At 49.0% G+C, this 21,366-nt stretch carries 19 protein-coding genes and 1 riboswitch; of the genes, 4 read left to right on the top strand and 15 right to left on the bottom strand.

Annotated elements, in window-relative coordinates:
• Positions 1-365 precede the first annotated feature (365 nt).
• Positions 366-1,568 carry a purine nucleoside transporter PunC gene (gene punC, locus ACSF8W_RS11825; protein ID WP_500847519.1) on the bottom strand — a complete coding sequence of 401 codons (1,203 nt, stop codon included), beginning with the start codon at positions 1,566-1,568 and terminating at the stop codon, positions 366-368.
• A gap of 142 nt (positions 1,569-1,710) precedes the next feature.
• Between punC and punR the strand changes: the two genes are divergently transcribed.
• The gene (gene punR, locus ACSF8W_RS11820) at positions 1,711-2,613 is read left to right on the top strand and encodes a DNA-binding transcriptional activator PunR (protein ID WP_500847518.1); all 903 of its coding nucleotides are present in this window, start codon (positions 1,711-1,713) and stop codon (positions 2,611-2,613) included.
• Positions 2,614-2,777: 164 nt separating this feature from the next.
• Here punR and ACSF8W_RS11815 read toward each other — a convergent pair whose 3' ends face one another.
• From ACSF8W_RS11815 to ACSF8W_RS11770, 10 genes are all read right to left on the bottom strand, one after another.
• On the bottom strand, positions 2,778-3,056 hold the full coding sequence (locus ACSF8W_RS11815) for a DUF2986 domain-containing protein (protein ID WP_500847517.1): 279 nt from the start codon (positions 3,054-3,056) through the stop codon (positions 2,778-2,780).
• A gap of 116 nt (positions 3,057-3,172) precedes the next feature.
• The gene (locus tag ACSF8W_RS11810; RefSeq protein ID WP_500847516.1) at positions 3,173-3,784 is read right to left on the bottom strand and encodes a CDP-alcohol phosphatidyltransferase family protein; all 612 of its coding nucleotides are present in this window, start codon (positions 3,782-3,784) and stop codon (positions 3,173-3,175) included.
• Positions 3,778-4,449: an ATP-binding cassette domain-containing protein gene (locus ACSF8W_RS11805; RefSeq protein WP_500847515.1), complete on the bottom strand. Its 672-nt coding sequence runs from the start codon at positions 4,447-4,449 to the stop codon at positions 3,778-3,780. Before ACSF8W_RS11805 ends, ACSF8W_RS11810 begins: the two co-directional genes overlap by 7 nt.
• A gap of 25 nt (positions 4,450-4,474) precedes the next feature.
• Positions 4,475-6,211 (bottom strand): ABC transporter permease, encoded by a 1,737-nt coding sequence (locus tag ACSF8W_RS11800; RefSeq protein WP_500847514.1) that lies wholly within the window; start codon positions 6,209-6,211, stop codon positions 4,475-4,477.
• Between the two features lie 65 nt (positions 6,212-6,276).
• Positions 6,277-7,548, bottom strand: a complete 1,272-nt coding sequence (locus ACSF8W_RS11795; RefSeq protein ID WP_500847513.1) for an ABC transporter substrate-binding protein — start codon at positions 7,546-7,548, stop codon at positions 6,277-6,279.
• Positions 7,549-7,573: 25 nt separating this feature from the next.
• Complete coding sequence (locus ACSF8W_RS11790; protein ID WP_500847512.1) at positions 7,574-9,826, bottom strand: dihydrolipoyl dehydrogenase family protein; 2,253 nt, start codon at positions 9,824-9,826, stop codon at positions 7,574-7,576.
• 9 nt (positions 9,827-9,835) lie between these two features.
• Positions 9,836-10,426, bottom strand: coding sequence for a carboxymuconolactone decarboxylase family protein (locus ACSF8W_RS11785; protein WP_500847511.1), 591 nt, complete (start codon positions 10,424-10,426; stop codon positions 9,836-9,838).
• A gap of 165 nt (positions 10,427-10,591) precedes the next feature.
• Entirely contained in the window at positions 10,592-10,984 is a 393-nt protein-coding gene (locus tag ACSF8W_RS11780; protein ID WP_500847510.1) for a hypothetical protein, read from the bottom strand.
• Between the two features lie 304 nt (positions 10,985-11,288).
• The gene (locus ACSF8W_RS11775) at positions 11,289-11,882 is read right to left on the bottom strand and encodes a TfoX/Sxy family DNA transformation protein (RefSeq protein WP_500847509.1); all 594 of its coding nucleotides are present in this window, start codon (positions 11,880-11,882) and stop codon (positions 11,289-11,291) included.
• A 124-nt stretch (positions 11,883-12,006) separates the two neighbouring features.
• A riboswitch (cyclic di-GMP riboswitch) is annotated at positions 12,007-12,108 on the bottom strand.
• A 217-nt stretch (positions 12,109-12,325) separates the two neighbouring features.
• Positions 12,326-13,333, bottom strand: a complete 1,008-nt coding sequence (locus tag ACSF8W_RS11770) for a substrate-binding domain-containing protein (protein ID WP_500847508.1) — start codon at positions 13,331-13,333, stop codon at positions 12,326-12,328.
• Between the two features lie 697 nt (positions 13,334-14,030).
• Here ACSF8W_RS11770 and ACSF8W_RS11765 point away from each other — a divergent pair.
• Complete coding sequence (locus ACSF8W_RS11765; protein WP_500847507.1) at positions 14,031-14,426, top strand: hypothetical protein; 396 nt, start codon at positions 14,031-14,033, stop codon at positions 14,424-14,426.
• A 103-nt stretch (positions 14,427-14,529) separates the two neighbouring features.
• Positions 14,530-14,715: a hypothetical protein gene (locus tag ACSF8W_RS11760; protein WP_500847506.1), complete on the top strand. Its 186-nt coding sequence runs from the start codon at positions 14,530-14,532 to the stop codon at positions 14,713-14,715.
• Positions 14,716-14,833: 118 nt separating this feature from the next.
• Here ACSF8W_RS11760 and ACSF8W_RS11755 read toward each other — a convergent pair whose 3' ends face one another.
• The 4 genes from ACSF8W_RS11755 to torC form a co-directional block, all read right to left on the bottom strand.
• Positions 14,834-15,436: a hypothetical protein gene (locus tag ACSF8W_RS11755; RefSeq protein ID WP_500847505.1), complete on the bottom strand. Its 603-nt coding sequence runs from the start codon at positions 15,434-15,436 to the stop codon at positions 14,834-14,836.
• A 223-nt stretch (positions 15,437-15,659) separates the two neighbouring features.
• A complete protein-coding gene (gene torD, locus ACSF8W_RS11750; RefSeq protein ID WP_500847504.1) occupies positions 15,660-16,313 on the bottom strand; it encodes a molecular chaperone TorD in 654 nt (217 codons plus the stop codon).
• A gap of 185 nt (positions 16,314-16,498) precedes the next feature.
• Positions 16,499-19,030 (bottom strand): trimethylamine-N-oxide reductase TorA, encoded by a 2,532-nt coding sequence (gene torA, locus ACSF8W_RS11745; protein WP_500847503.1) that lies wholly within the window; start codon positions 19,028-19,030, stop codon positions 16,499-16,501.
• A 69-nt stretch (positions 19,031-19,099) separates the two neighbouring features.
• The gene (torC, locus tag ACSF8W_RS11740; protein ID WP_500847502.1) at positions 19,100-20,266 is read right to left on the bottom strand and encodes a pentaheme c-type cytochrome TorC; all 1,167 of its coding nucleotides are present in this window, start codon (positions 20,264-20,266) and stop codon (positions 19,100-19,102) included.
• Between the two features lie 205 nt (positions 20,267-20,471).
• Between torC and torR the strand changes: the two genes are divergently transcribed.
• Positions 20,472-21,185 carry a two-component system response regulator TorR gene (torR, locus tag ACSF8W_RS11735; protein ID WP_317521808.1) on the top strand — a complete coding sequence of 238 codons (714 nt, stop codon included), beginning with the start codon at positions 20,472-20,474 and terminating at the stop codon, positions 21,183-21,185.
• Positions 21,186-21,366 lie beyond the last annotated feature (181 nt).

The raw sequence follows: 21,366 nt of genomic DNA, 5'->3' as shown, positions 1-21,366 counted from the left end.
CGGTGCGCTTGTTTAACGAATGTACTATATGCGGTTGTATTTACCACTTAAATGTCCGGTTTTTCAGAGTTTGGTCAACAGATAACGTATGCATTATCGTGTGCCACACCGATTTAATGAGTGTTTTATTCACTATGGGGTCACGGTGTGATGCAAATAAGAAAAAAGAGAAAGGCAAGAAGCGGCAAAAAAGCGGGAGGGAGAAACAAGATGGTGTGATGAAGAAATAAGAAGGCGTGATGAATGGGGGGGGGATCTAAACGCAGGGTATAAAAAAGGCCACCCGAAGGTGACCTGATTACATCTGTGTCTATCTGTCATGTTATGCCGGTGCTGGCGCGCAGACATGACAGATAAGAAGGCACTTATGCGGTTTGCAGCGCGTGCTCGTTACGTGCTTTCACGACGAAGGCATAACCGATCAACGCCAGGAAGCCCGTTACGAACATGGCCGTTGTGACGGTCATCAGGCCGTTAGCTGCAAATGCCGATACCAAGCCGCTTGCTGCGAAACACACCATGGTCTGTAGGAAGTTCAGAAGACCCGCAGCGGTTGCGCTACAGTTTTTGAAATCTTCCAATGCTTTGCTGATGATGATGGGATAAATCGCACCGTTCGCAATCGCAAGGAAACAGAATGGCAATAGGATTGGCCAAATCGTTGTTGGTTCCGTGTTCAAAGAAATCAGGAACATAACTGTCACGCTACCAAAGAACAATTTCAAGATCCAAGGCAGAAGTTGCTGGCTGTCGTATTTGTTCAGCAATGCGCGGCAACCGTAACCACCAATGATGAAGGCAACGGTTTGTGGTGCGTAGCTTAGGCCGATATCGGCACCTGAGTAGCCCATTGCTGACATCACGAACGGCGAACCAGTGAGGTAAGCGAAGAACGCAGCCGAACACGCAGCGAAGATAATCATGTTACCAATGAATTTTTTTGAACTCAGGATCTGACGGTAGTCTTGACGCAGCTGAACCGTGATTTTTTCCTGTTTTTTGTCCAAATTGGCACTTTCAGGCTCTTTCAAGGTCATGATGGCCAAAACGGCACCAAAGCCAACTAATGCGATGAAGATACTGCGCCAGCCGAATTGGCCTTCAAGCAGTGCGCCAGCCAGTGGTGCCAATGCCGGAGACAGCGCGACCAACGGCATAATGGTCGCGAATACGCGCTCAGACACCTTGCCGTCATAACGGTCAATCACCACGGCCTGCCAAATCACGGTCGCGCTACAGGCGCCAAGTGCTTGAGCAAAACGGGCAACCAGCATCATCTCAACGTTCGGTGCAAATGCACACAGTACAGAGGCGATGCTGAACAAGGTCATACCGCCCAGTAGCACTTTAATGCGGCCGATGCGATCAGAAAGGGGACCATAGATCAGCTGACCAAGGGCCATGCCAAGCAGGAAAATACTCAGGCTTAAGCCAATCAGAGATTGTGAGGTGTTGAAATCAGCACGAATGGTTTCAAACGCAGGCAAATACATGTCCGTTGCCAAAAAGCCGAGCATACTCAGGCAGGCAAACCATAATGTGGTGATTTTTGAAGGTTGGTTAGTCATAAAAGGGTTCTATCATACTGTTTTTCTATATTGTGTAGTTTATCGATGGTTTTGGATGGTGTGAAACGGTAAAATTTCACTACTGCTTTCAAAAAAATTGATGCTAAATGTCGCGATAACGTTTGCGGTAAGGTGAAGGGCCATGTTTTCGTATAATGATCTGCAAGTAATTGATGTGGTGGCACGACGAGGCAGTTTTTCTGCGGCGGCTGAAGAGCTGCACAAAGTGCCCAGTGCCATCAGTTATACGGTGAGAACCATTGAAGAACGATTAGCTGTCGATTTATTTGTTCGCTTGCACCGACAGGTGCAATTAACCCCTGCTGGTGACTATTTCGTGGAAGAGGCGCGCGGGTTGCTCAAACAGATGGAGTTGCTGAAATTACAAACACAACGGGTGGCAAACGGGTGGTCACAGAGTGTGTCAGTCGCGTTGGATACTGTGGTGCGTGACAGCCGAGTGAATACCTTAGTGCGGGATTTTTACCGTCAGTTTCCCGATATGGAACTGCATTTGACCATGGAAGTGTTCAATGGGGTATGGGATGCCTTAGCGGATGGCCGTGCGGACATAGCTATCGGCGCAACCGCTGCGGTACCGGTGAGTGGGCATTTTGATTATCGGGATATGGGCGTATTAGTGTGGCGGTTTGTGGTGTCACCGGATCATCCGTTGGCCGGTGCCGATCACGCATTGGAACCGGAAGAGTTGGCGCAGTATCCGGCCATTTGCTTGGAAGATACCTCACGGGTGCTCCCTAAGCGAATCACTTGGTTGATGGATAACCAGCGTCGGATCATGGTGCCCAATTGGCACAGTGCGATGTCTTGTTTGAAGTCGGGATTGGGGATCTGTGTGGTGCCGGAACATATGGCGCTGGCGAAGATGGCCAGTGGTGAGCTGGTGGAAAAACAGTTGGCCGTGAAGCCGCCGGTCAGTCCGTGTTGTTTGGCGTGGAATAAAGAAACGCAGAACCCTGCGATAGATTGGTTACTGGCGTATTTGGGTGACAGTGAACAGCTGCATCGCGAGTGGATGCGTTAATGCCCGCAAGGGTATACCGTTAACGCCATGCCATTAAGCCGATAGCGCGCAGGCGAATACTTCAAACCGTGTGAAAGCAGGCAGCGAAATCGCCCGGCCTGCTTTACACGAAATCGGCGTTACACGTTCGGCAGATAGCCTTGGCGTGTTCAGCAAAAGACCGATTAGTTAGCGATCTCAGCCGTTTTTTCTTCAGCGACAGCATCTGTCTCTGTTTCAACGTCAGCGTTCACGTCAACGCCTTCTGCTTCAGTCTCTTCTACCGCAGCGTCTAGGGTTTCCATGTATTGCTCAACCGTCATGCCTGCCAGTTGCGCGGCTTCTTCATACTTCGCACGATCGGCTTTAGAAATGTAACGTGGCTTATTGCTACGGTGTAACTTTGCATTCTTACGCTTTTGGTGTTTTTTTAGCGCTTGATTGATTTTCTTCTTACGGTTCATGAGGACGTCGTTGCCTTTGAAAATGAGCGACGATTGTAGCGGGAATAATTTGCTTGGCAAGCGGAAGCCACCGATGCCAAGCAAGATGTTGACGTTGTTGTCCTTTGGTGTGCGGTTTAATACGCCTTTAAGGTGTGGTATCCCACCCAGATGCGCGTCATGGTGGTAACCCAACACAAGGTGCCGAAAATCCACGCGATAAGGGCAAAATGCTGCGGCAACAAGCAGAACAGAATAAAGCAGGCGATGGTTTCGGTGCCTTCGGTGAGGCCGCCTATGTAGTAAAGCGATTTCTGTTTGTACACGGGGCTTTCAATGTTGTGCTTACTGGCCATGATGGCAAAGCTGAGAAAGCTTGATCCGGTGCCGATAAAGGCAAAAATCAAAAAGGCCCCTGCGACCGCATTGGCGTCGGGATTGGCCAGCACAAACCCAAAGGGCACCAGTGAATAGAACAAAAAATCTAACGTGATATCGAGGAAGCCCCCGCAGTCCGTGATCCCTTGCCGACGGGCGATCGCTCCGTCTAAGCCATCAAAAATCCGGTTGAGTACAATAAACCCCAGCGCCCACTCATATTCTTGCAGCATTAATGCGGGCAGGGCGAACAAGCCCACCACAAATCCCGTAAGGGTCACTTGATTGGCGGTAATGCCCATGCGATCAGGCAGCGCAGAAAGGACGGTCAGCGGCCAGCGAATGAGTTTAATGGCGTAGCGATCTAACATGATAACGGTTCCTGTGAAGCATCAGAGGGGTGTGAAGGCCAAGGCCAGAGTAAGACACGCCCTTGAGGCGGGACATCGTCGTCATCATGAGTGACCATGATGGTTGGGATCTGACGGGCACGAATTTGGTTAAACACAAACTCACGAAACGCCGTACGCAAGGCTTTATCCAATTTACTGAACGGTTCATCTAACAATACAGCGTGTGGCTCAGAAAGAAGCATCCGCATCACGCTGATCCTTGCCCGCTGCCCGCCCGACAAGGCTTGCGGCAGGTTATCGCGTAATGCACTTAATCCCAATGTGTCCAATGTGTCCAACGCGAGTGTACGCCGTTCATTGCCTCGGTAGTGCTTGGGTAACCCAAACATCAGATTTTCCAAGACCGTCAGGTGTGGGAACAGCAAGTCATCTTGGAATAACAGGCCAATTTTTCGTGCGTTTGGTGTTAACGGTAACATGGGGATGTCATTGAGCATGACATTCCCCGTGACGTGAAACGGGCGTGAAATATGGCCAGCAAGGGCGCTTAACAGAGTGGATTTCCCGCAGCCGCTGGGGCCCATCAAGGTAAATATCTCCCCTTGAGCGACCGAAAAAGACAAGGGGCCAAACAGGATATCGTCACCCTGATGCAGGGTGAGGTTGTCGACAGACAGTGTCATCGGTGGTGTTGCTCCCTGATTGTGCTCATGATCGAGATTGTGATGATAAATGTGATTGCGGCTGACGCGGATGCACTGCTGAGTCGCGTTGGCCGTGTGAATAATGCGATGTCCAACGGTTTATCCATACCGCCAGCGTAAAGAACACCAAAGGTAATATTCCTTGTAGCAGACCATAAATCGCCATCACGCGGCGATCTTGCCCGCTGGCCAGTGCAACAGCTTCGGTGGTTAAGGTGCTGATCCGTCCAGCCCCTAGCATTTGGGTTGGCAGGTATTGTGCCAAACTCACGCTGATCCCCACGGCCAGCCCCATGAAAATAGCGGGTTGCACCAGTGGGCGTTTCACCTGCCACCAAGTTTGCCATGCGGTTTTGCCTAAACTGCGGCTGCATTGATCTAAGCGCACATCGTAGCTGCGCCACGCGCCTTCAAGGGATAAATACAGGTATGGGAACACGAAAAAGAGGTGGCTCCATGTCACCCATAACCCATAGTGCTGCCCGGGCACCCAATAGGTGGTGACCTGTATACCAAACAGCAAAGAGAGTTGGGGCGTTACCAGTGGTATGGCAATGACCCAATGCGGAATACCGATGTGATATTTCTGCCGGTATTCCAAACAGCCGATGGCGAGTATTAACGCTACGATGCCGCTACTCAGGGCAAGGAGCATACTGTTCCCTGCGAGTGTTAGCAAGGGCTCAAGTTCTTGTTCCCAAAAGCGAAAACTGTAGCGGCTTGGCAGCAAATCAGGAAAGCGCCAACGCTGTGCGAACGACCACACCAGCAATGTCGGTATCACGAGAAGGGGGATGGCGACAAAAGGCGAATACAGCGGTACGGCACGGTGTAAGCGTAAACGCAGACGGGAATTTATATGGGCCGATGAGGGACGTGCCGGGCCATTGAGTTGCCAGCGGCGCAGACCATCGACCACACACCACTCTACGCCACGTAGGACGAGTAGGGTGAACAATGTCAGCGCGAGTAAAAGCAATGCCCCCGCGGCGGCACGAGGCAGCAGGTGTAAATCCGGCTCATTGAACCAGCGCCACACTTGAATCGCAAAGGTAGACGGGCGTTGTGGCCCGATAAACAGCGCAATGTCGACAACCGATACCCCGTACGCGGCCACGGCCCACAACGGTAAACGCATCTTCGGTAACCATAAAGGAAGGATTAATTTTCGCCAACTTTCATGCTGGCTATATCCCAAACTGGCCGAGACGGCGAGCAGCGGTTTGACCTGCAATTGTTGCAATACGGCAATGCTCATCAGTAACAAGAAAGGCGTTTCTTTGAGGGCCAAAACGATAAGCAAACCGATGCCGTATGGATCTTGTACCACCGTAACACTGTCGCTTGGGGTGATCCCAGCGACGGCCAGCAGGCGGTAAAACCACCCGGTGGGGGCAAACAGCAAGGCAAAACCTATCGCAAAAGCAACATGTGGCATCGCCAGCATCGGCGATAACGTATTTTCTAAGCGTTGCCACTGTGCGGTGTCCCAATAACGCCGCAAGATAAAATAGGTAAAAATCAGCGCGAGTAAGGTGCTGCCCAACCCCGTAAACAGGGACAGCATCAGTGACGTGCTTAACCCCGGCCAATGCAGCAGGTGGGTAAACGCATCAACATTCGGGGTGAGATAGCCCAATGGCGGTAACCATGATAAGGCGGGAAGCATGACGCCGAGTAACCCGGGGATCAATGGCGCAATGCACAATAACAGGGCGAGCAGGTATAACAGATGGATCATACAACACTCAAACAATGGGAGGGTTACCCCTCCCGCGAAAATAGACAGTGATCAGTCAGTGAAGATCAATTGCCGTAACGTTTTTGCCACTCGAGTTCAATGGCGGTTAACCAACTCGGGTGCGGTTCTGGAATTGCTTTATACAGGCTAAAACCCTGTGTACCGGTCTTTGTGTCCTGGGCCTGCTTGCCTTTTGGTTGCTCGCTTTGTGCTTGCTTGCCTTCTGGCTGGATCTGCATCAGTGCCGTAGACGTTAATACCGACGGATCGCCCCAAATTTTGGCGTCCGCTTTACGTGCTTGCGCGGCGGGGCTCATCAAAAAGTTGATGGTAACCAGTGCGCCTGCTTTGGCGTTGGCATTCCATGGGATCGCTAAAAAGTGAATATTTGACAGGGCACCTTGCTGAAAAGCAAATGTCTGTGCTGTGTCGACTAAGTTACCTTGTTCAATCGCGGCATTGGCGGCATTGGGGTTAAAGGTGATGGCCAGTAACAACTGTTGGTCATCCAGCAATTGTACTGTTTCGCTGGTGCCAGACGGAAAACGCTGGCCTTGATGCCACGCCACCGGGTGAAGCTGATCAAGGTAGTTCCACAGGGGCGCCGTGACGCGTTCAAACCGCTGACGTTCTGTTTTGTTGTCAATGGGTTGGTACAGTTCATCGGGTTTGTCTGTCAGTTCCAATAGCGCGGCTTTTAAGAAGCTGCTGCCATGGAATTCAGGCGGCTGCGGGTAACTGATTTTCCCGGGATGCGCTTTGGCGAGCGTTAACAGTTCGGCAAAGCTGCGCGGAGGCTGTTTGAGGGTATCGGTGTCGTGGATAAACACCAACTGTCCCACGCCCCACGGGGCTTCGAGTCCGTCTGTCGGTTCGGTGAAATCGCGATCAATCGGTAGGCGCTTATCGACATATTGCCAGTTAGGTAGCTTTTCCGCGAACGGCCCGTACAGCAGATGGCTTTGTTTCATGGAGCGGAAGTTCTCGCCATTGATCCAAACCAAATCCACGCTGCCACCGCTGTCTTTTCCGGCGGTTTTTTCCGCGAGTAAGCGTTGGGTGGTTTCAGCAATGTCTGCCACTTTGACATGCTTGAGATTAACGCCATATTGCGATTTTAACTGGCGACTGGCCCAGCGCAGGTAATCGTTGATCTCCTGACTGCCACCCCATGCATTAAAATACACGGTTTGTCCGAATGCCTGCTTTTCGATGTCTGCCCACGGTTGCGAGGCGAGGGCGGTGACGTGAGCAGTATTGTCTGTGGTTGCCCACGCCGCGTGAGCGGCGAGGGCCAATTGGCTGGCCAATGCCAGCTTCATCAGTGTCTTTTTCATTACGGTTTACATTCCCTGTGCGTCATTATGCCCGTTTGGCTTCCGTATCCTGTTTGACGGCGGCCTTGGGTTCAGATGTGGACTGGGTGTTGGCTTGCGGCGGCTGAGTATCAGGCTGCTTTGCCTCATGGCGCATCCAGTCATGGTATTTTTTTACCCATGCTAATAAGCCTTGAGGGGCGTTGGCCCTTTTCCATTCGCCGGCCGTGTACTTGGCTGCCTCACTCATGGTGGGGTAAGGGTGCACGGTACCGAGAATTTTATTCAGCCCTAAGCCGTGGCGCATCGCAAGGGTAAACTCTGCTAACAGCTCACCGGCGTGATGACCGACAATCGTTGCGCCCAAAATCGTGTCTTTACCTTTGGGCGTGATCACTTTAATGAAGCCTTCATCGGTACCATCGGTGATGGCACGATCCAAATCATCAATGCCATAGGTTACTACATCAAACGCGATGCCTTTGGCGATGGCTTCTTTTTCGTTTAGCCCAACACGTGCGAGTTCAGGTGCGGTGTAGGTGACTGCAGGTAAGACCGAATAGTCGGTTTTGAATTTTTTGAACTGACCAAACAGCCCATTAACCGCAGCATACCAAGCTTGGTGCGCGGCGGCGTGGGTTAACTGGAACGGGCCGGCCACATCACCCACCGCGAAGATGTTCGGGTATTGGGTTTGCAGATAGTCATTCACTGCCACAGTGCCACGCTCGGTGGTGGTGATCCCGAGATCTTCTAAGCCAAAGCCGGTCACGTTTGCCACGCGACCCAGCGCGACCATGACGGCATCAAATTCAACATGGATCTCATTGCCGGTGTTATCCACCAAGAAGGCGTGTTGGATGCGTTGACCCTGATCGTCGAGGGTGTTGCTAAAACGGACTGCTTTGTGACCGGTTTTGACGTTCACGCCATCTTTGGTCAGGTTATCTGCCACCACTGCTGCGGCATCGCTGTCTTCGCGGATCAGCACTTGATCGGCCATTTCTACCAGTGTGACCGTACTGCCTAAACGCGAGAAGCTTTGGGCTAACTCACAACCAATCGGGCCGCCGCCCAGAACTAACAGGCGTTGAGGTTGTTCGGTTAATCCCCAGATCGAGTCAGACGTCAGGTAATTGACCGAATCAAGGCCAGGAATGGCTGGAACCAAAGGGCGGGCACCGGTAGCAATCACTATATTACGGGTGGTAATGCGTTGCCCGTTCACTTCCACTTCCCACGGTGATAAGACGGTTGCATCACCTTGGATGCAGTTGACGCCCAAGCCGGTATAACGGCTGACGCTGTCATGCGGTTCAATTTTGCTGATCACCGTATGTACACGGGCCATGACGTGTTGGAAATCTACCGTCACAGCGCCAGTGGTAATGCCAAACTCTTTCGCTTTCGTGATTTCAGACATGGTGTGCGCCGCACGGATCAGGGCCTTGGATGGCACACAACCGGTATTTAAGCAGTCGCCCCCCATTTTATGGCGCTCAATCAGGGTGACTTTGGCTTTAACCGCTGCGGCAATATAAGCACTGACCAAGCCGCCAGCCCCTGCACCAATGACCACCATGTTTTGATCAAAGTGAGCGGGCTTTTGCCATTGCGCATACACACGACGCTGTTTTAGCCATCCCATGATTGTTTTAGCAATAAGAGGGAACAGGCCCAGTAACACGAGGGAGATCAGCACGGGGGCGGAGACAATGCCCGTCAAGGTGTCGATTTGCCCTAGCTGCGTACCGGCATTGATGTAGATTGCCGTACCCGCGAGCATCCCGATCTGGCTGACGACGTAGAAACGTCGTGTGCTGATCGGTGTTAGTCCCATAAGCAGGTTAACGAGAAAGAACGGGAATATCGGAATGAGTCGCAAGGTAAAGAGGTAAAACGCCCCTTCTTTTTCAATGCCGGTATTAATGGTTGCCAAACGGTGGCCGAAACGTTGCTGTACCCAATCGCGCAAAATATAGCGGCTGAACAGAAAGGCCAAGGTTGCCCCAAGGGTGCTGGCGAAAGAAATCAGCAATAAGCTCCACCAGAAACCAAATAAGGCCGCGCCTAATAAGGTCATGATAACCGCCCCGGGTACTGATAGGGCGGTAATGGTGACATAGAGCGCGAAGAAGATCAGGCTAGACAGCAGTGGGTAGGCCGCAATGGTATCTTGTAAGGCCACCTGTTGGGCTTTCGCTTGGGCTAATGTGAAGTACTGGCCGAGATCAAAGCCTATCCATAAGCCAATTAATGACAGGACAAGGCCTGCCACCATGATTTTTTTTCTGTTCATAGCATACTCCTAGTGTTCATCCTTGGCGGCAGGCTGATCCGCCTGTTGAGCCGCATTAGGTTGAATGGGTAACGAACAAAAACCCTGTTCTGGGACATCAAGCGCGGTATTGAATTTCGCGGAGAGATTTTGAAAGGCAATCAACGCGGTTAACTCAACGATAGCATCTTCATCAAACCCTTGTTTTAACGTAGTAAGCATTTCGTCAGTCACGCGCATTCCTGTGATCGTCATCGCTTCTACGTAGTGCAAAACGGCCTGCTCTTGCGGGGTAAAAAGATCACTGTGTTGCCAATGGGCAAGGGCTTTAATTTTTTCTTCAGAGTCACAGCGTTCTGCCAGTTTCATGCCATTGGCATCCACACAGAAAGCGCAATCATTGAGTTGGGATACACGCACACACACCAAAGAACGCAGCACAGGCGTTAACGGTGAGTGTTTACGGTCAAGATAGCCAAAAAAACCGGCCACTAACCAAAACAGGGTAGGCTTGCGTCCCCACAGCAGGGCAGGGTTAAGCACCTTGCCATAGTGGCGTTGCTGCAGCCAAAGCAGTGGCTTGATCAGAAGGGAGTAGCGGCGTTTAGCTGAAATGCGCAAGGTAACCTCTGTGATTGTCTGAGTGTCAGTGAATGAGCAACCTGATAGGTCATATTACTTGATGATAGCCGTAATATTACCGAAATTATCAGGGAGTTATGACACAAAGACCTTGAGGCTGCTGAATAAATTTCAGAAAAAGAAAAAAAAGCGTCTATGAGTGTGTTAGTTGATGGTTAATTGCACAGTCCGAGAGGTGGGCTGGGCGAGCAATTCGCTTTTTGGGAGCTCAGTGAGCAAAATGTAGCCACAAGCCATAATGGGGATAATGGCGAGCACCATGGTTTTACCAATGTGATAGCTGCGATACCAATATTTGCGTGCGCGAATTTTTAGTGCCAGACCCCATACGAGCAGTGTGACATTCAGCACAGTAACGGCAAGTAACACATCATGCAATGCGTTGACCGGCGCCAATTGCTGGTGGACAAGCAAGATAAGGAGTGCGGGGGGCAGCAGGCTTAACAGGACTAATGCCCGCATGATACGTGGCCATTTACTGAATTTATCTTTGAACATGTGTTCACTTTGCCCAGGAAATGGCTTGGAATATTGCATGGTAGCCCCTTTAACGACATATATATCCAAGGGATGTGAGAGCGGGATATTTACACGAATGGAACAAGTTGCAATGCTATTGATTGAAACGAGATCCTTAACGTCACTTGGATAAAAGCCATTTTACAAGTGAATGTCGGTATTGGAAGAGGGCGAGGGTGTTTCTCAGCAGGTTTGGGAGGTAATTCAATGTTTGGCATTTGTTGACAGTATTTTGTCAATGCAAGACGTGACGGCAGGTTATAATCATAGAAATATAAATAAGAGATCATAAAATCTCTTATTTATATATAACGTGTTTATTTTAGCTTAATTTAGCTAACAGTTCTGAGCGGCGATCTTGTGGGATGACTGACCAGTGGCGACCGCTAATTGCGCCTTCAAGTGCCCATAGCATATCGATACTGACACTGCCTGAGTGGCTGTCTTGTAATGCTTTGTATGCGTTAATCGAACCGGCTTCAAGTAGTTGATCTACCGTGATAATACCGGCTTTCTTTAGCATGCGTTCGTTGGCAAGGCGCAAGTTTGGTAAGTCTTTAATGCGTTCAGGGCCAGCGGTGTTTTTTGATTCTTTATCAACCTGCGCGGCGGCCAGTGAACGCTCTGCTTGTGCGATAATTTGTGTTGTATCCTGCCACCATGCATCCGGAATAGCGTAATGTTTGGTCACGACAGGAAAGCCGCGCTTTTTATAAATATATGGCGTCAGGCCGGCTTGTTTAAATTCTCTTTCATTGGCCGCATTGGCGCGTAAATGCAGTTTGTCATTCACGACAAGTGCAAACATCGTTTCGCCAGAAAATATACCAAATCCGCCAAACATAGAACGTGATTTTACGTTCTCAAAGCGACCAAAAAATAAACGTAGTGAGTCTTTAAGTACTGGTTTGTCCATGCTTTTTCTCGATGATTGTTAATTAGGGTCACCTAACAACGAGCGAGGATTGTAGAATAGCAAAGCATGTTGTTCATTCTGTCAGAGAATAATGAGATTTGCCCTGACATAAATTGCTATATCCATCGGCAACCCCGCTACCATAATCAACAAATAGTGTGTATTTGTTTCTCTTAGGCCGGAGGCTTTGCGTCCCAATCTTTCGAGTGGTTTGCCTTGTTCGTGACAAAAAAGAGAATATCTTAGTTAATAAATTTGACCTTGCTCCCAATTTTAAAAGTGTGATCTTGCTCCCATTATTTGGCGTTATAATCTGCTCGTAGTAGCTTTTTTGTGTCGTTCTTAAGCGTGGTTTCGGCTAAAAATGGGACAAAAAAAGCGAAGGTCCAAGACCTTCGCTTTCGTTGTTCACGGTAAAAAGTCGCTTTTTGCGCGCGCTGAACTTAGTTATTCAGATCGCGGACAGATTTGCGGATCACCAATTCAGGTATCATTTCAAATACCTGTGTGGCATGTGTCTTGTCTTTCACACGCTGCATCAAGATCTCAACCGCACTCTTACCTAGGCGACGCTTAGGCTGGTGGATTGTGGTCAATGGTGGTGAGAAGTACGGCGCCAGGTCGATGTTATCGTAACCGATGATAGAGACATCTTCCGGTACGCGGATGCCTGCTTGCTGGAACGTACTGATCAAACCCATAGCCATGATGTCGTTGAAGCAGAAAATGGCGGTAGGACGAGATTCCATGGCAATGAACGCTTCTGCTGCTTTTACTGCAGACTCACATTCAAAGTCACCTTCCAATAGCCAATCGTCATTCACGGTCAGGCCAGCTTCGTTCATGGCTTTGCGGAAGCCTTTTAGACGTTCACTACAAGCTACTTTTTCACTTTGGCCAGTCAAACAGCCAATGGCTTTATGGCCATGCTCGATGAAGAATTTCGTCGCGACGTAACCGCCAAGCTCAGCATTGTCTTGAATGTTGTCGGTGTGCGGGCTTTCTGGGCCCCAGTCCATAACAACCATCGGTAAATCTTTCTGGCGTTCTAACAGTGTCAGCAACTGTTCATCCAGATCTGAACACATAACCAACAGGCCATCGACACGTTTTTCTGCCAGCATGCGCAAGTAATCACGCTGCTTAACCAAGTTGCCCTCGGTGTTACACAGAATCAGGGTGTAGCCTTCGCCGTACAGGTATTCTTCAACACCGTGAACCACTTCTGCAAAGAAAGGGTTGGTGGATTTTGTGACAAGCATGCCGATGGTACGGGTCGTGTTACATTTTAAGCTACGTGCGACCGCACTCGGGGCGTAATTCAGCTCATCAACCGCGGCAAGTACTTTCTTTTGTGTGGCTTCTGCGACGAAGCGCGTTTTGTTTATCACGTGAGAGACTGTTGTGGTCGATACGCCAGCCATACGTGCAACATCTTTAATCGTTGCCATAGTTATTCTTCTAATAATAAAAGGTCAGAGGACCCAATAATGAAAACTTTACCCAATAGAGCAATGGACTTATGCGTCAATACTGCGAAGTGCATTGCTCTTTTGGGTACAGGGACTAGAAACAGAAAAAGCCGCATCATAAAGCGGCTCCGTTTCGAGCGATTACCAATGTTCGTTTTAATCATCGCATGCAGTTGCATGGTGTAATCGCTTGCGTTCACATTTTACTTACCGTGGCCAAGAGTGCAATCTTTCTTGCTCGAATAACTAAGAATAGTTGATAGTCATCAACATTTGTCCTCTGCATTTAAATAATTTAGCGGTTATTTTTCACCGTTTTTTATTTCTATCTCTTTGATAAGATTAAAAATGACAAAGGGGTGAACTTGCGATTTTTGGCTCTGTTTATGGGGTAACACAAACGTATAATCGTCGCATATTACAATGCTGGTCACGTTAAAATAGTCGACTGAGTGATGGCCTATAACGCATTAAAATGTCGTTTTTGTATGATTTTTTGCCAATTTATTCAGTAGGATAGTGCTTTTTACCAATGTCCCCTTGTTGTTTTAGGGGATTATAGCGGACTCTGTCGGATTCCTTTGATCGTGATCATCGTCTGTTTTATCCAAGCTTGATGAAGCGAAAATCCGTGTGATAATTAAAATAACCCTCGTAAGATAGAACGGACAGTATCATGTCGACAAATAACAAAGCTGGTGTGCGATTTGCTTATATCGCAAGTTTTCTAACACCTTTTACCCTGCTTCTTTCTGGTATCGTTGCGATTATTTATTCAGGCTACAAGCTGAATAAAGGCACTGATGCCGTAAGCTACAGCCACTACTATACGATAATTCGTTCATTTTTCATGTTTTTTACCTTTTTCGTCGTATTGGGTGTAACGGCTGCAACTATGACCGGTATGTTGGCAGGTGCGGAATATTGGGTACATAGTGATATGCTGGATTACGTGTTAGACGTACTGCCATTTGTGGGCGCAGTGATTGCAGTGATTGCGGTTCTCAAATGGTTGTTCCAGTTGATCCGCGGTATGCGTTTGTTGAGCCAGAACAAGGCGATTGACCTATAAAGGCCAATTCTACGTCATGACAAAAACCGGTGCTTGCGCCGGTTTTTTTGTATCTGCCATACTGTCAGTAGCGATACGATAAAGTGTATCGCGGGGAGAACCTATGGTGGTAAAACGCATTGATACCTCAGGCTTGCCGGGCCACTTTTCGTATGATACCCCGCGAAAAATCAGTATGCATGATGATGTGCCGATTTGGCACGACTGTTGTGTGTGCGAGGCGGAACCGTATTGGTTAGCAATATTGGAAGAAGAAAAAGCCTTGTTGGACAAAGAGGATGAAGAATAAGGCAAAGAGGGTCAGTAGGCTAAAACACACCCTGTCGCTTCCTTACGGTCTGCGAGACAGTAGGGCATCCACAGGGTGTGTATTCAAAACAAACGTAGCAGAGGACGATTGAGCAGGGTTATTGCACCGTTTCAAGGAGGTGTTTTAGCTCATTCAACAGTTCGTCTGTTTTTGGATCAGAGGCTTTCATGGCCGCCAAAGTGTCTTGCTGAAGATTTTGCTGCAAGGTAACGAGCGTTGGATCGGTGATCAGGGTTTGACGCTGCTTCGCTAATTGCTGCTTTGCGGCGGCAAATTCTTTCACGAGTGCATTGCGCTCTTCTTCAGGCATGTTGGTGACACGCAGCTTTTCTTGCAAGGCTTCCGCTTTGGCGACAAAGGCATCCGGGTTGTAACCGATGTCTTCCGCTTTTTGTTTGTACGTCGTTTCCAGCGCCTTGGCTTGTTTGACCAATTCAGGGTGACTTTTCAATGCTTGCTGGCGGATGCTGGTGAGATCGCGCTGGATGGCATTGATTTTATGTATCGCGGCTTTTTTCTCTTGGGCTTGTGCCAATTCGGTTGCCGTTGGAGCGGGCGTGACTGTCTCGGCCGTTGTGTTATTGGCGGACGCGGGTAATGCTGCGCCGAGCGCACCGGCAAGTAAAACCGGAAGTGAATATTTCGTCAACGTTGACAGTAGTGATGAAGACGTCTTTTTTGCTGTATTGCTTATGGGCATTTCGGCACTCTTTTGTTTCATGTTTTGATACGCTGACTGTATAAAATACCATTGAGAGAAATGTCAGTCTAATGTCATGAATGCTGGATGAAAGCTGAACAGTGCTATGAGGACGGCAATGAAGACGAGAGCTAGGCGGGGGATAGCTGGCATAAAAAAGCCGGCAATCCGTATGCCGGCAAACGAAGATAGTGTTATGGATGCTGGCTAGTGCCAGTCAGGGTTATTGTTCGTCACCTGCAAGGAATGCAGCATCAAGCTGGCAGAATGCAAGCAGCACTTCAGCGGCTGCGGCATAAAAACCAAACTTGTCGTGTTCGTTTGCTTTTGCCGTAAACTGTGGCAACCAGTTTAGTAGCATTGCATTGATGAAGGATAGCTGGGCTTGCATCAGGGTTTCTGCGTCGTCGACAGACGCGCATTGGTTCGCCATGATGATCAGGTTACCCATGAAATCCAACTCGACAGCCAGGTGGTCAGCGGGCTCATTGAATTCTTTACGCTGCGCAATGTTGTAGGTTTCCATTAGCGCTTGCATATCTTGTGCGGGCTTGTCATTCATCAAACCGCTTTTGCCGACATACATGGACGCATATGGCAAGGCGCCAGACTTTGGTGTGCTTAGGAACAGGCCACAGAAGTCAGCCGCAAGTTCTAGCTGTGCATCGTCACGGACATCCAAACGTTTCAGCGCATCACGAAAGTGCTCAACAGGGGCTTTTAGCGCAGCCGTCATGGCAAGGCCAGACAGAAACGTGACCATCTCACCATTTTGGTACTGCTCAATGTCTTGCTCGGTTAATTCGCGAGCGAATAAAGATGACATCCACCAGTAAATTTCTGCGCGCTGCTCGTTGAAAGCAATAAATTCTTTCATGATTTCTCCACATCCAGACAATACGGCCTAATAGGGGTGACCGTAAAGAAAAACATATTCACATAGAATAAGCCTAATAAGTATATCTAATTTATTAACTTAGTGTATGTGGATAGGTTTTTTAGTTAAACCGAGTGAGTAAAAAAGGAGTCAGAGGCCGAAGCCCCTGACCCTTAGGCATTAACTTATGCTAGATCCATTGCTGGGAATAGCGGGTTAATGTCAGTCACTTCTTTTGGACCGTTGAAGCCAGTGACTGCAGGAACAGTACCAGTGAACTTCTCGATCTGTACCAGCGCAGAAGCAGCAGATGTTGCTTGAGCCAGTTTCGAAGAACCGATGTCTTGTGTCAGTACGTTTGGATCGCCGTATGTACAGATAGTGCCAGCTTTACCGCCTTCTAGCGGGCTGTACCATGCACCTTCGTGGATACGACAAACGCCAGACATGTAATCGTCAGTCACAACTGCACCAGCCAATACTTGGCCACGGTCGTTGAACACACGTACGATGTCACCAGACTTGATACCACGTGCCGCTGCATCTTGGGTGTTGATGTAGATAGGCTCGCGATCCGCAACCGCGTACGTTGCACGGTGCTCCGTTGACGAACAAAGCTGTGAGTGCAGACGGTGTTTCGGGTGCGTACTTTGTAGGTTCAATGGGAACTGCTGAGAACGTGGACCACCGTGGCTACGTTCTGTTTTTTCGAACCACATTGGGTGACCTTGACAGTCATCGTAACCCATGTCCGCGATAGTCTTACAGTAGATCTCGATAAGACCTGATGCAGTACCTAGTGGCTCAAGGTCAGGTTCCTTACGGAATGACTCGTGACGAACCCACTCTGCGCCTTCAGGGAATTCGATGAAACCTTCGGTTTCCCAGAATTTCTTGAAGTTAGACATACGAACGCCAAGACCACGGCCTTGCAGACGTGCACCGTTGTAGATCTCTTCGATCAGTTCCATCTGCGTTTTACCGCCAGTGAAGGCTTCTTCACGGTCGTAACGACGGCAAAGTTCACGGAAGATTTCGAAGTCATCTTTTGATTCGTACATTGGTTCAACAATCTTCGGCAGGGCAATGATACCCGCGTTAGAGTGGTTACCGTACTGTTCGATATCGTTACGCTCGTACGTCGTCGTTGCAGGCAGAACGATGTCCGCAAAGCGACATGTTGCCGTCCACTGGTGATCGATAGATACAACGGTTTCTAGCTTCTGCCACGCCGTGATCATGTTGTTACGATCTTGGTGGTGGTGGAATGGGTTGTTACCGCTGAAGATAGCCATCTTCATCACAGGGAACTTAATTTTCTGACCGTTGTACTTAATGGTCTCGCCAGGGTTCTTAATACAATCAACAAAACGTGCAACAGGGATGAACGTTGAGTAACCGTTGTATGAACCGTTGTGGATTGGCGGCACGCCAGTCACACCGCTAAAGCCAGACATCAGTGGGCCGTTCGAGGTGATAGAACCTGCGTCATTGTAGTGCCAGCCGAAACCGAAGCCACCGCCAGGTAGGCCGATTTGACCCAGCATTGCTGCCACAACCACTAGCATCCACGCGTACTGCTCACCGTGCTGCATGCGCTGTAGACACCAGCCACCGATGATTTGCGTACGGCCAGACGCCATTTGACGTGCTAGCGCACGGATTTCATCGGCTTTAACGCCACAGATCTTCTCTGCCCACTCAGGTGATTTCTCAACACCGTCTGTTTTACCTAGCAGGTAAGGCAGGAACTTGTCGAAGCCCGTGGTGTAGTCAGCCAAGAATTCTTTGTTGTATAGGTTTTCGCTGTACAGCGTGTGCGCGATAGCCAGCATCAGTGGAACGTCAGTTTGTGGGTTAACACGCACTTGTTCGCCGCCAACAGTCTTCTGAGTGTCGGTAACCACTGGGTCAACGAAGATCACTTTGATCTCGCCTTTCTTCACTTTCTCAGCAAGCTGATCGTAGTAAGCGTATGGGCTGTGGTCAGGAACCAACCAGCCAACCTGCAGGTTCTTGATTGGGTCAGAACCCCATACAACGATAGTGTCAGAGTGCTCAAGTACTAGCGGCCATGAAGTCTGTTGTTCGTAAACTTCCATTGCACCCGCAACGTACGGCAGGATCACCTGCGCAGCACCTGTTGAGTAGTCACCCATCTTACCAAGAGTGGTACCGTGTAGACCGATACCACGCTTCATCATTGTACCGGCGTTGTGTAGTTTACCTACAGACTGCCAGCCAGTGTGACCTGCGTATAGCGCACTTGGGCCGTAAGAGTTCTGGATGCGCTCCATTTCGTGGTAGAAGAAGTCAAGCGCTTGAGACCATGGCACACGTACGAAACGGTTGTCACCACGTTGTGTGGTGTCTGATTTGAAGCCGTGCTTCAACCAGTCAATACGCACCATTGGGTATTTAACACGTGCAGGGTTGTACACCACTTCACGTACACCGTTGATCATGGTGGTTGGGTGCTTGTCTTTCTCAAACGGTACGGTATCAACCCATACACCGTTGACGACTTTTGCACGGAATGCACCCCAGTGAGAGCCAGAAAGCACATCACCAGTGAACGTTGCTTTTGTCTCAGTTGCTGCCATCGCTTTGCGAGGAGCCAGCAGGCTTGTACCTACCACAGAGGCTGCACTTGCAGCGATCATGCCGGATAGGAAGCGACGACGTGTAACGCCTTTATTGAGTACTTGAGTTGCCATTGAGCAATCCTTAGTTTGAATTCTTGTTATCTAGGGTGGGGGAGATGTCTCCCCACACCCCGTCAGGAATTAGTGGTGGCCAGCGCCGCCTGTGTCGCTACCGTGGTTCTGTAGGTATTTCAACAGAGTACGTTCTTCCGTTTTACTAAGACGGTAGTAGGCGCTCATTGCGTTTAAACTCGAGATCCAACCATTTGCTGTGAAGTGGCCAGGTGCCGGTGCTGCGTGACACGCATTACACGTTGCACCGTACATGTCTTCTGCGTAGTTCCAGATAGGCTGGATGTTGTCTAGCATGTCATCAGGTGTGATCCATGCTTGAACAGACACGTGCTGCCAAACGATGTTAGTTGCGCTGTCAGTTTGCTCTTCAAGAATTTGCTCAGTCGCTTTCACGTCACCACGGATGGTTGCTTTGAATACACGTTTACCCATGTACTCAGTCATCACACGGCCTTTACCGCTCTTCTCTAGCCAGCCGTCGATTTGCACTTTTAGCATGCCATCTTTACGTTCAATCACTTTCACTTGAGAAGCAGGCAGTAGTTTACCGTCAGCTTTAGATTTCGCATCCGCTGTAGCGTAAAGATCTTTTTCGCCAAGAGAGTAAAGTACTTCAGCTGCTGCACCTTGAGACTTCGCTGTTGCTTGAAGCTCTTGGTAATCTTTCTGGAAGCCACCCGCCATGTTTGGCAGTTCGTGTGCGATACCTTTGTGACACTCGATACAGTTCATGTCTTCAGCAGCGGCTTTGTTCATTTCAAAGGCGGCTTTAGCAGACTGCTTAGAGTGATCCATCGCATCGTACGAGTGACAGCTCTTACAGGTTTTAGAGTTCTGGCTCTTCATTCGATCCCAAACGACTTGCGCCAGTTCAAGACGGTGTTCTTCCAATTTCTCTGGGGTATCAATCTTGCCCGTTACGAAGTGGTGGTAAACGTCTTTCCACGCACCTAGCTTACGCTGGATAGCACCAGGCAAGTCTTTAGGCTGGTGACAGTCAACACATTCAGCACGTACACCCGAGGCGTTCTTGAAGTGAATACTTTGTTTATATTCTTCGTAGTTCTGCTGCATGGTGTGACATGACGTACAGAATTCAGTTTGTGAGGCAAATTCAAAGCTCTTGTGAACTGTCAGAACACCCGCCAAGGTAATACCAATACCAACTAGCACAAGAGCAAGGATCGAATACTTGCTGCTTGGTTTAGTCAACATTTGCCAAAGTTTTTTCATAGTGGAAGATTCCAAATAAGAATGAAGTCAGTCGTAACGTAAAGTACGGTGACGTATAAATTTTTATGGGGTAATCTTAATTCCACGATGTGAATAAGGATAAGGGCGGCGATGAACAGGATTTTCTGCATTATGACAAATTGTGAATGGCTGCCAATTATGCTAACGTTTTATAGAACAGTAAATAATACATTAAGAGAATAAAATGAGTCACCACGTACTTGTTGTTGAGGATGAAATTGTTACCCGTACTAAGCTAGTCGGGTACTTCGAGAATGAAGGATATAAAGTCAGCCAAGCGGAAAGTGGCGCGCAGATGCGTGAGGTAATGGCCAGCGAAAAAATTGATCTGGTTATGCTCGATATTAACCTGCCTGGCGAAGACGGATTGATGCTAACGCGTGAACTTCGTAGCCGTTCAGAGGTAGGGATTATTCTAGTGACAGGCCGCACCGACAGTATCGATCGTATTGTTGGATTGGAGATGGGTGCGGATGACTATGTGACTAAGCCGTTCGAGCTGCGAGAGCTGCTTGTACGCGTAAAAAACCTGTTGTGGCGCATCTCTCTGGTCGAAAAGGCCCGAGATGAGACCATGGTGGAAATGCAAGAAGACAGCATTATTCGCTTTGGTGATTGGCAGTTTGATATTAACAAACGTGCCCTTACACACAACGGTGTGCCAGTGAAATTGACCAAAGCTGAATACGAGTTATTGGTTGCGTTCTCTTCTCATCCGAATGTTGTGCTTAGCCGTGAGCGTATCTTAAATATGCTAAGCCACCGCGTTGAAGCGCCGAATGATCGTACCATTGATGTACTGATCCGCCGCATGCGTTCTAAGATGGAAGTCGACCCGAAAAACCCACAAATTTTTGTGACCGTACACGGTGAAGGGTACATGTTTGCAGGCGATTAATTGCCATTAATGACCGTGTTTTACCGGTTTTCATAAATTGTCATATTTGGGCTGATATTCGATGAGTATCAGCCTTTTTTGCATCTGTCAATCGGCGACTTTGTTGATATTGATCAAAAAAAAAGAGGTGTTGTTAATAGCGCAAACGTGTCAATTCCTACCTTTCCTTGTCATTTTTTGT

Source organism: Photobacterium sp. 270122K (assembly GCF_059941365.1).
This window is presented reverse-complemented; position numbering and strand designations above follow the sequence as displayed.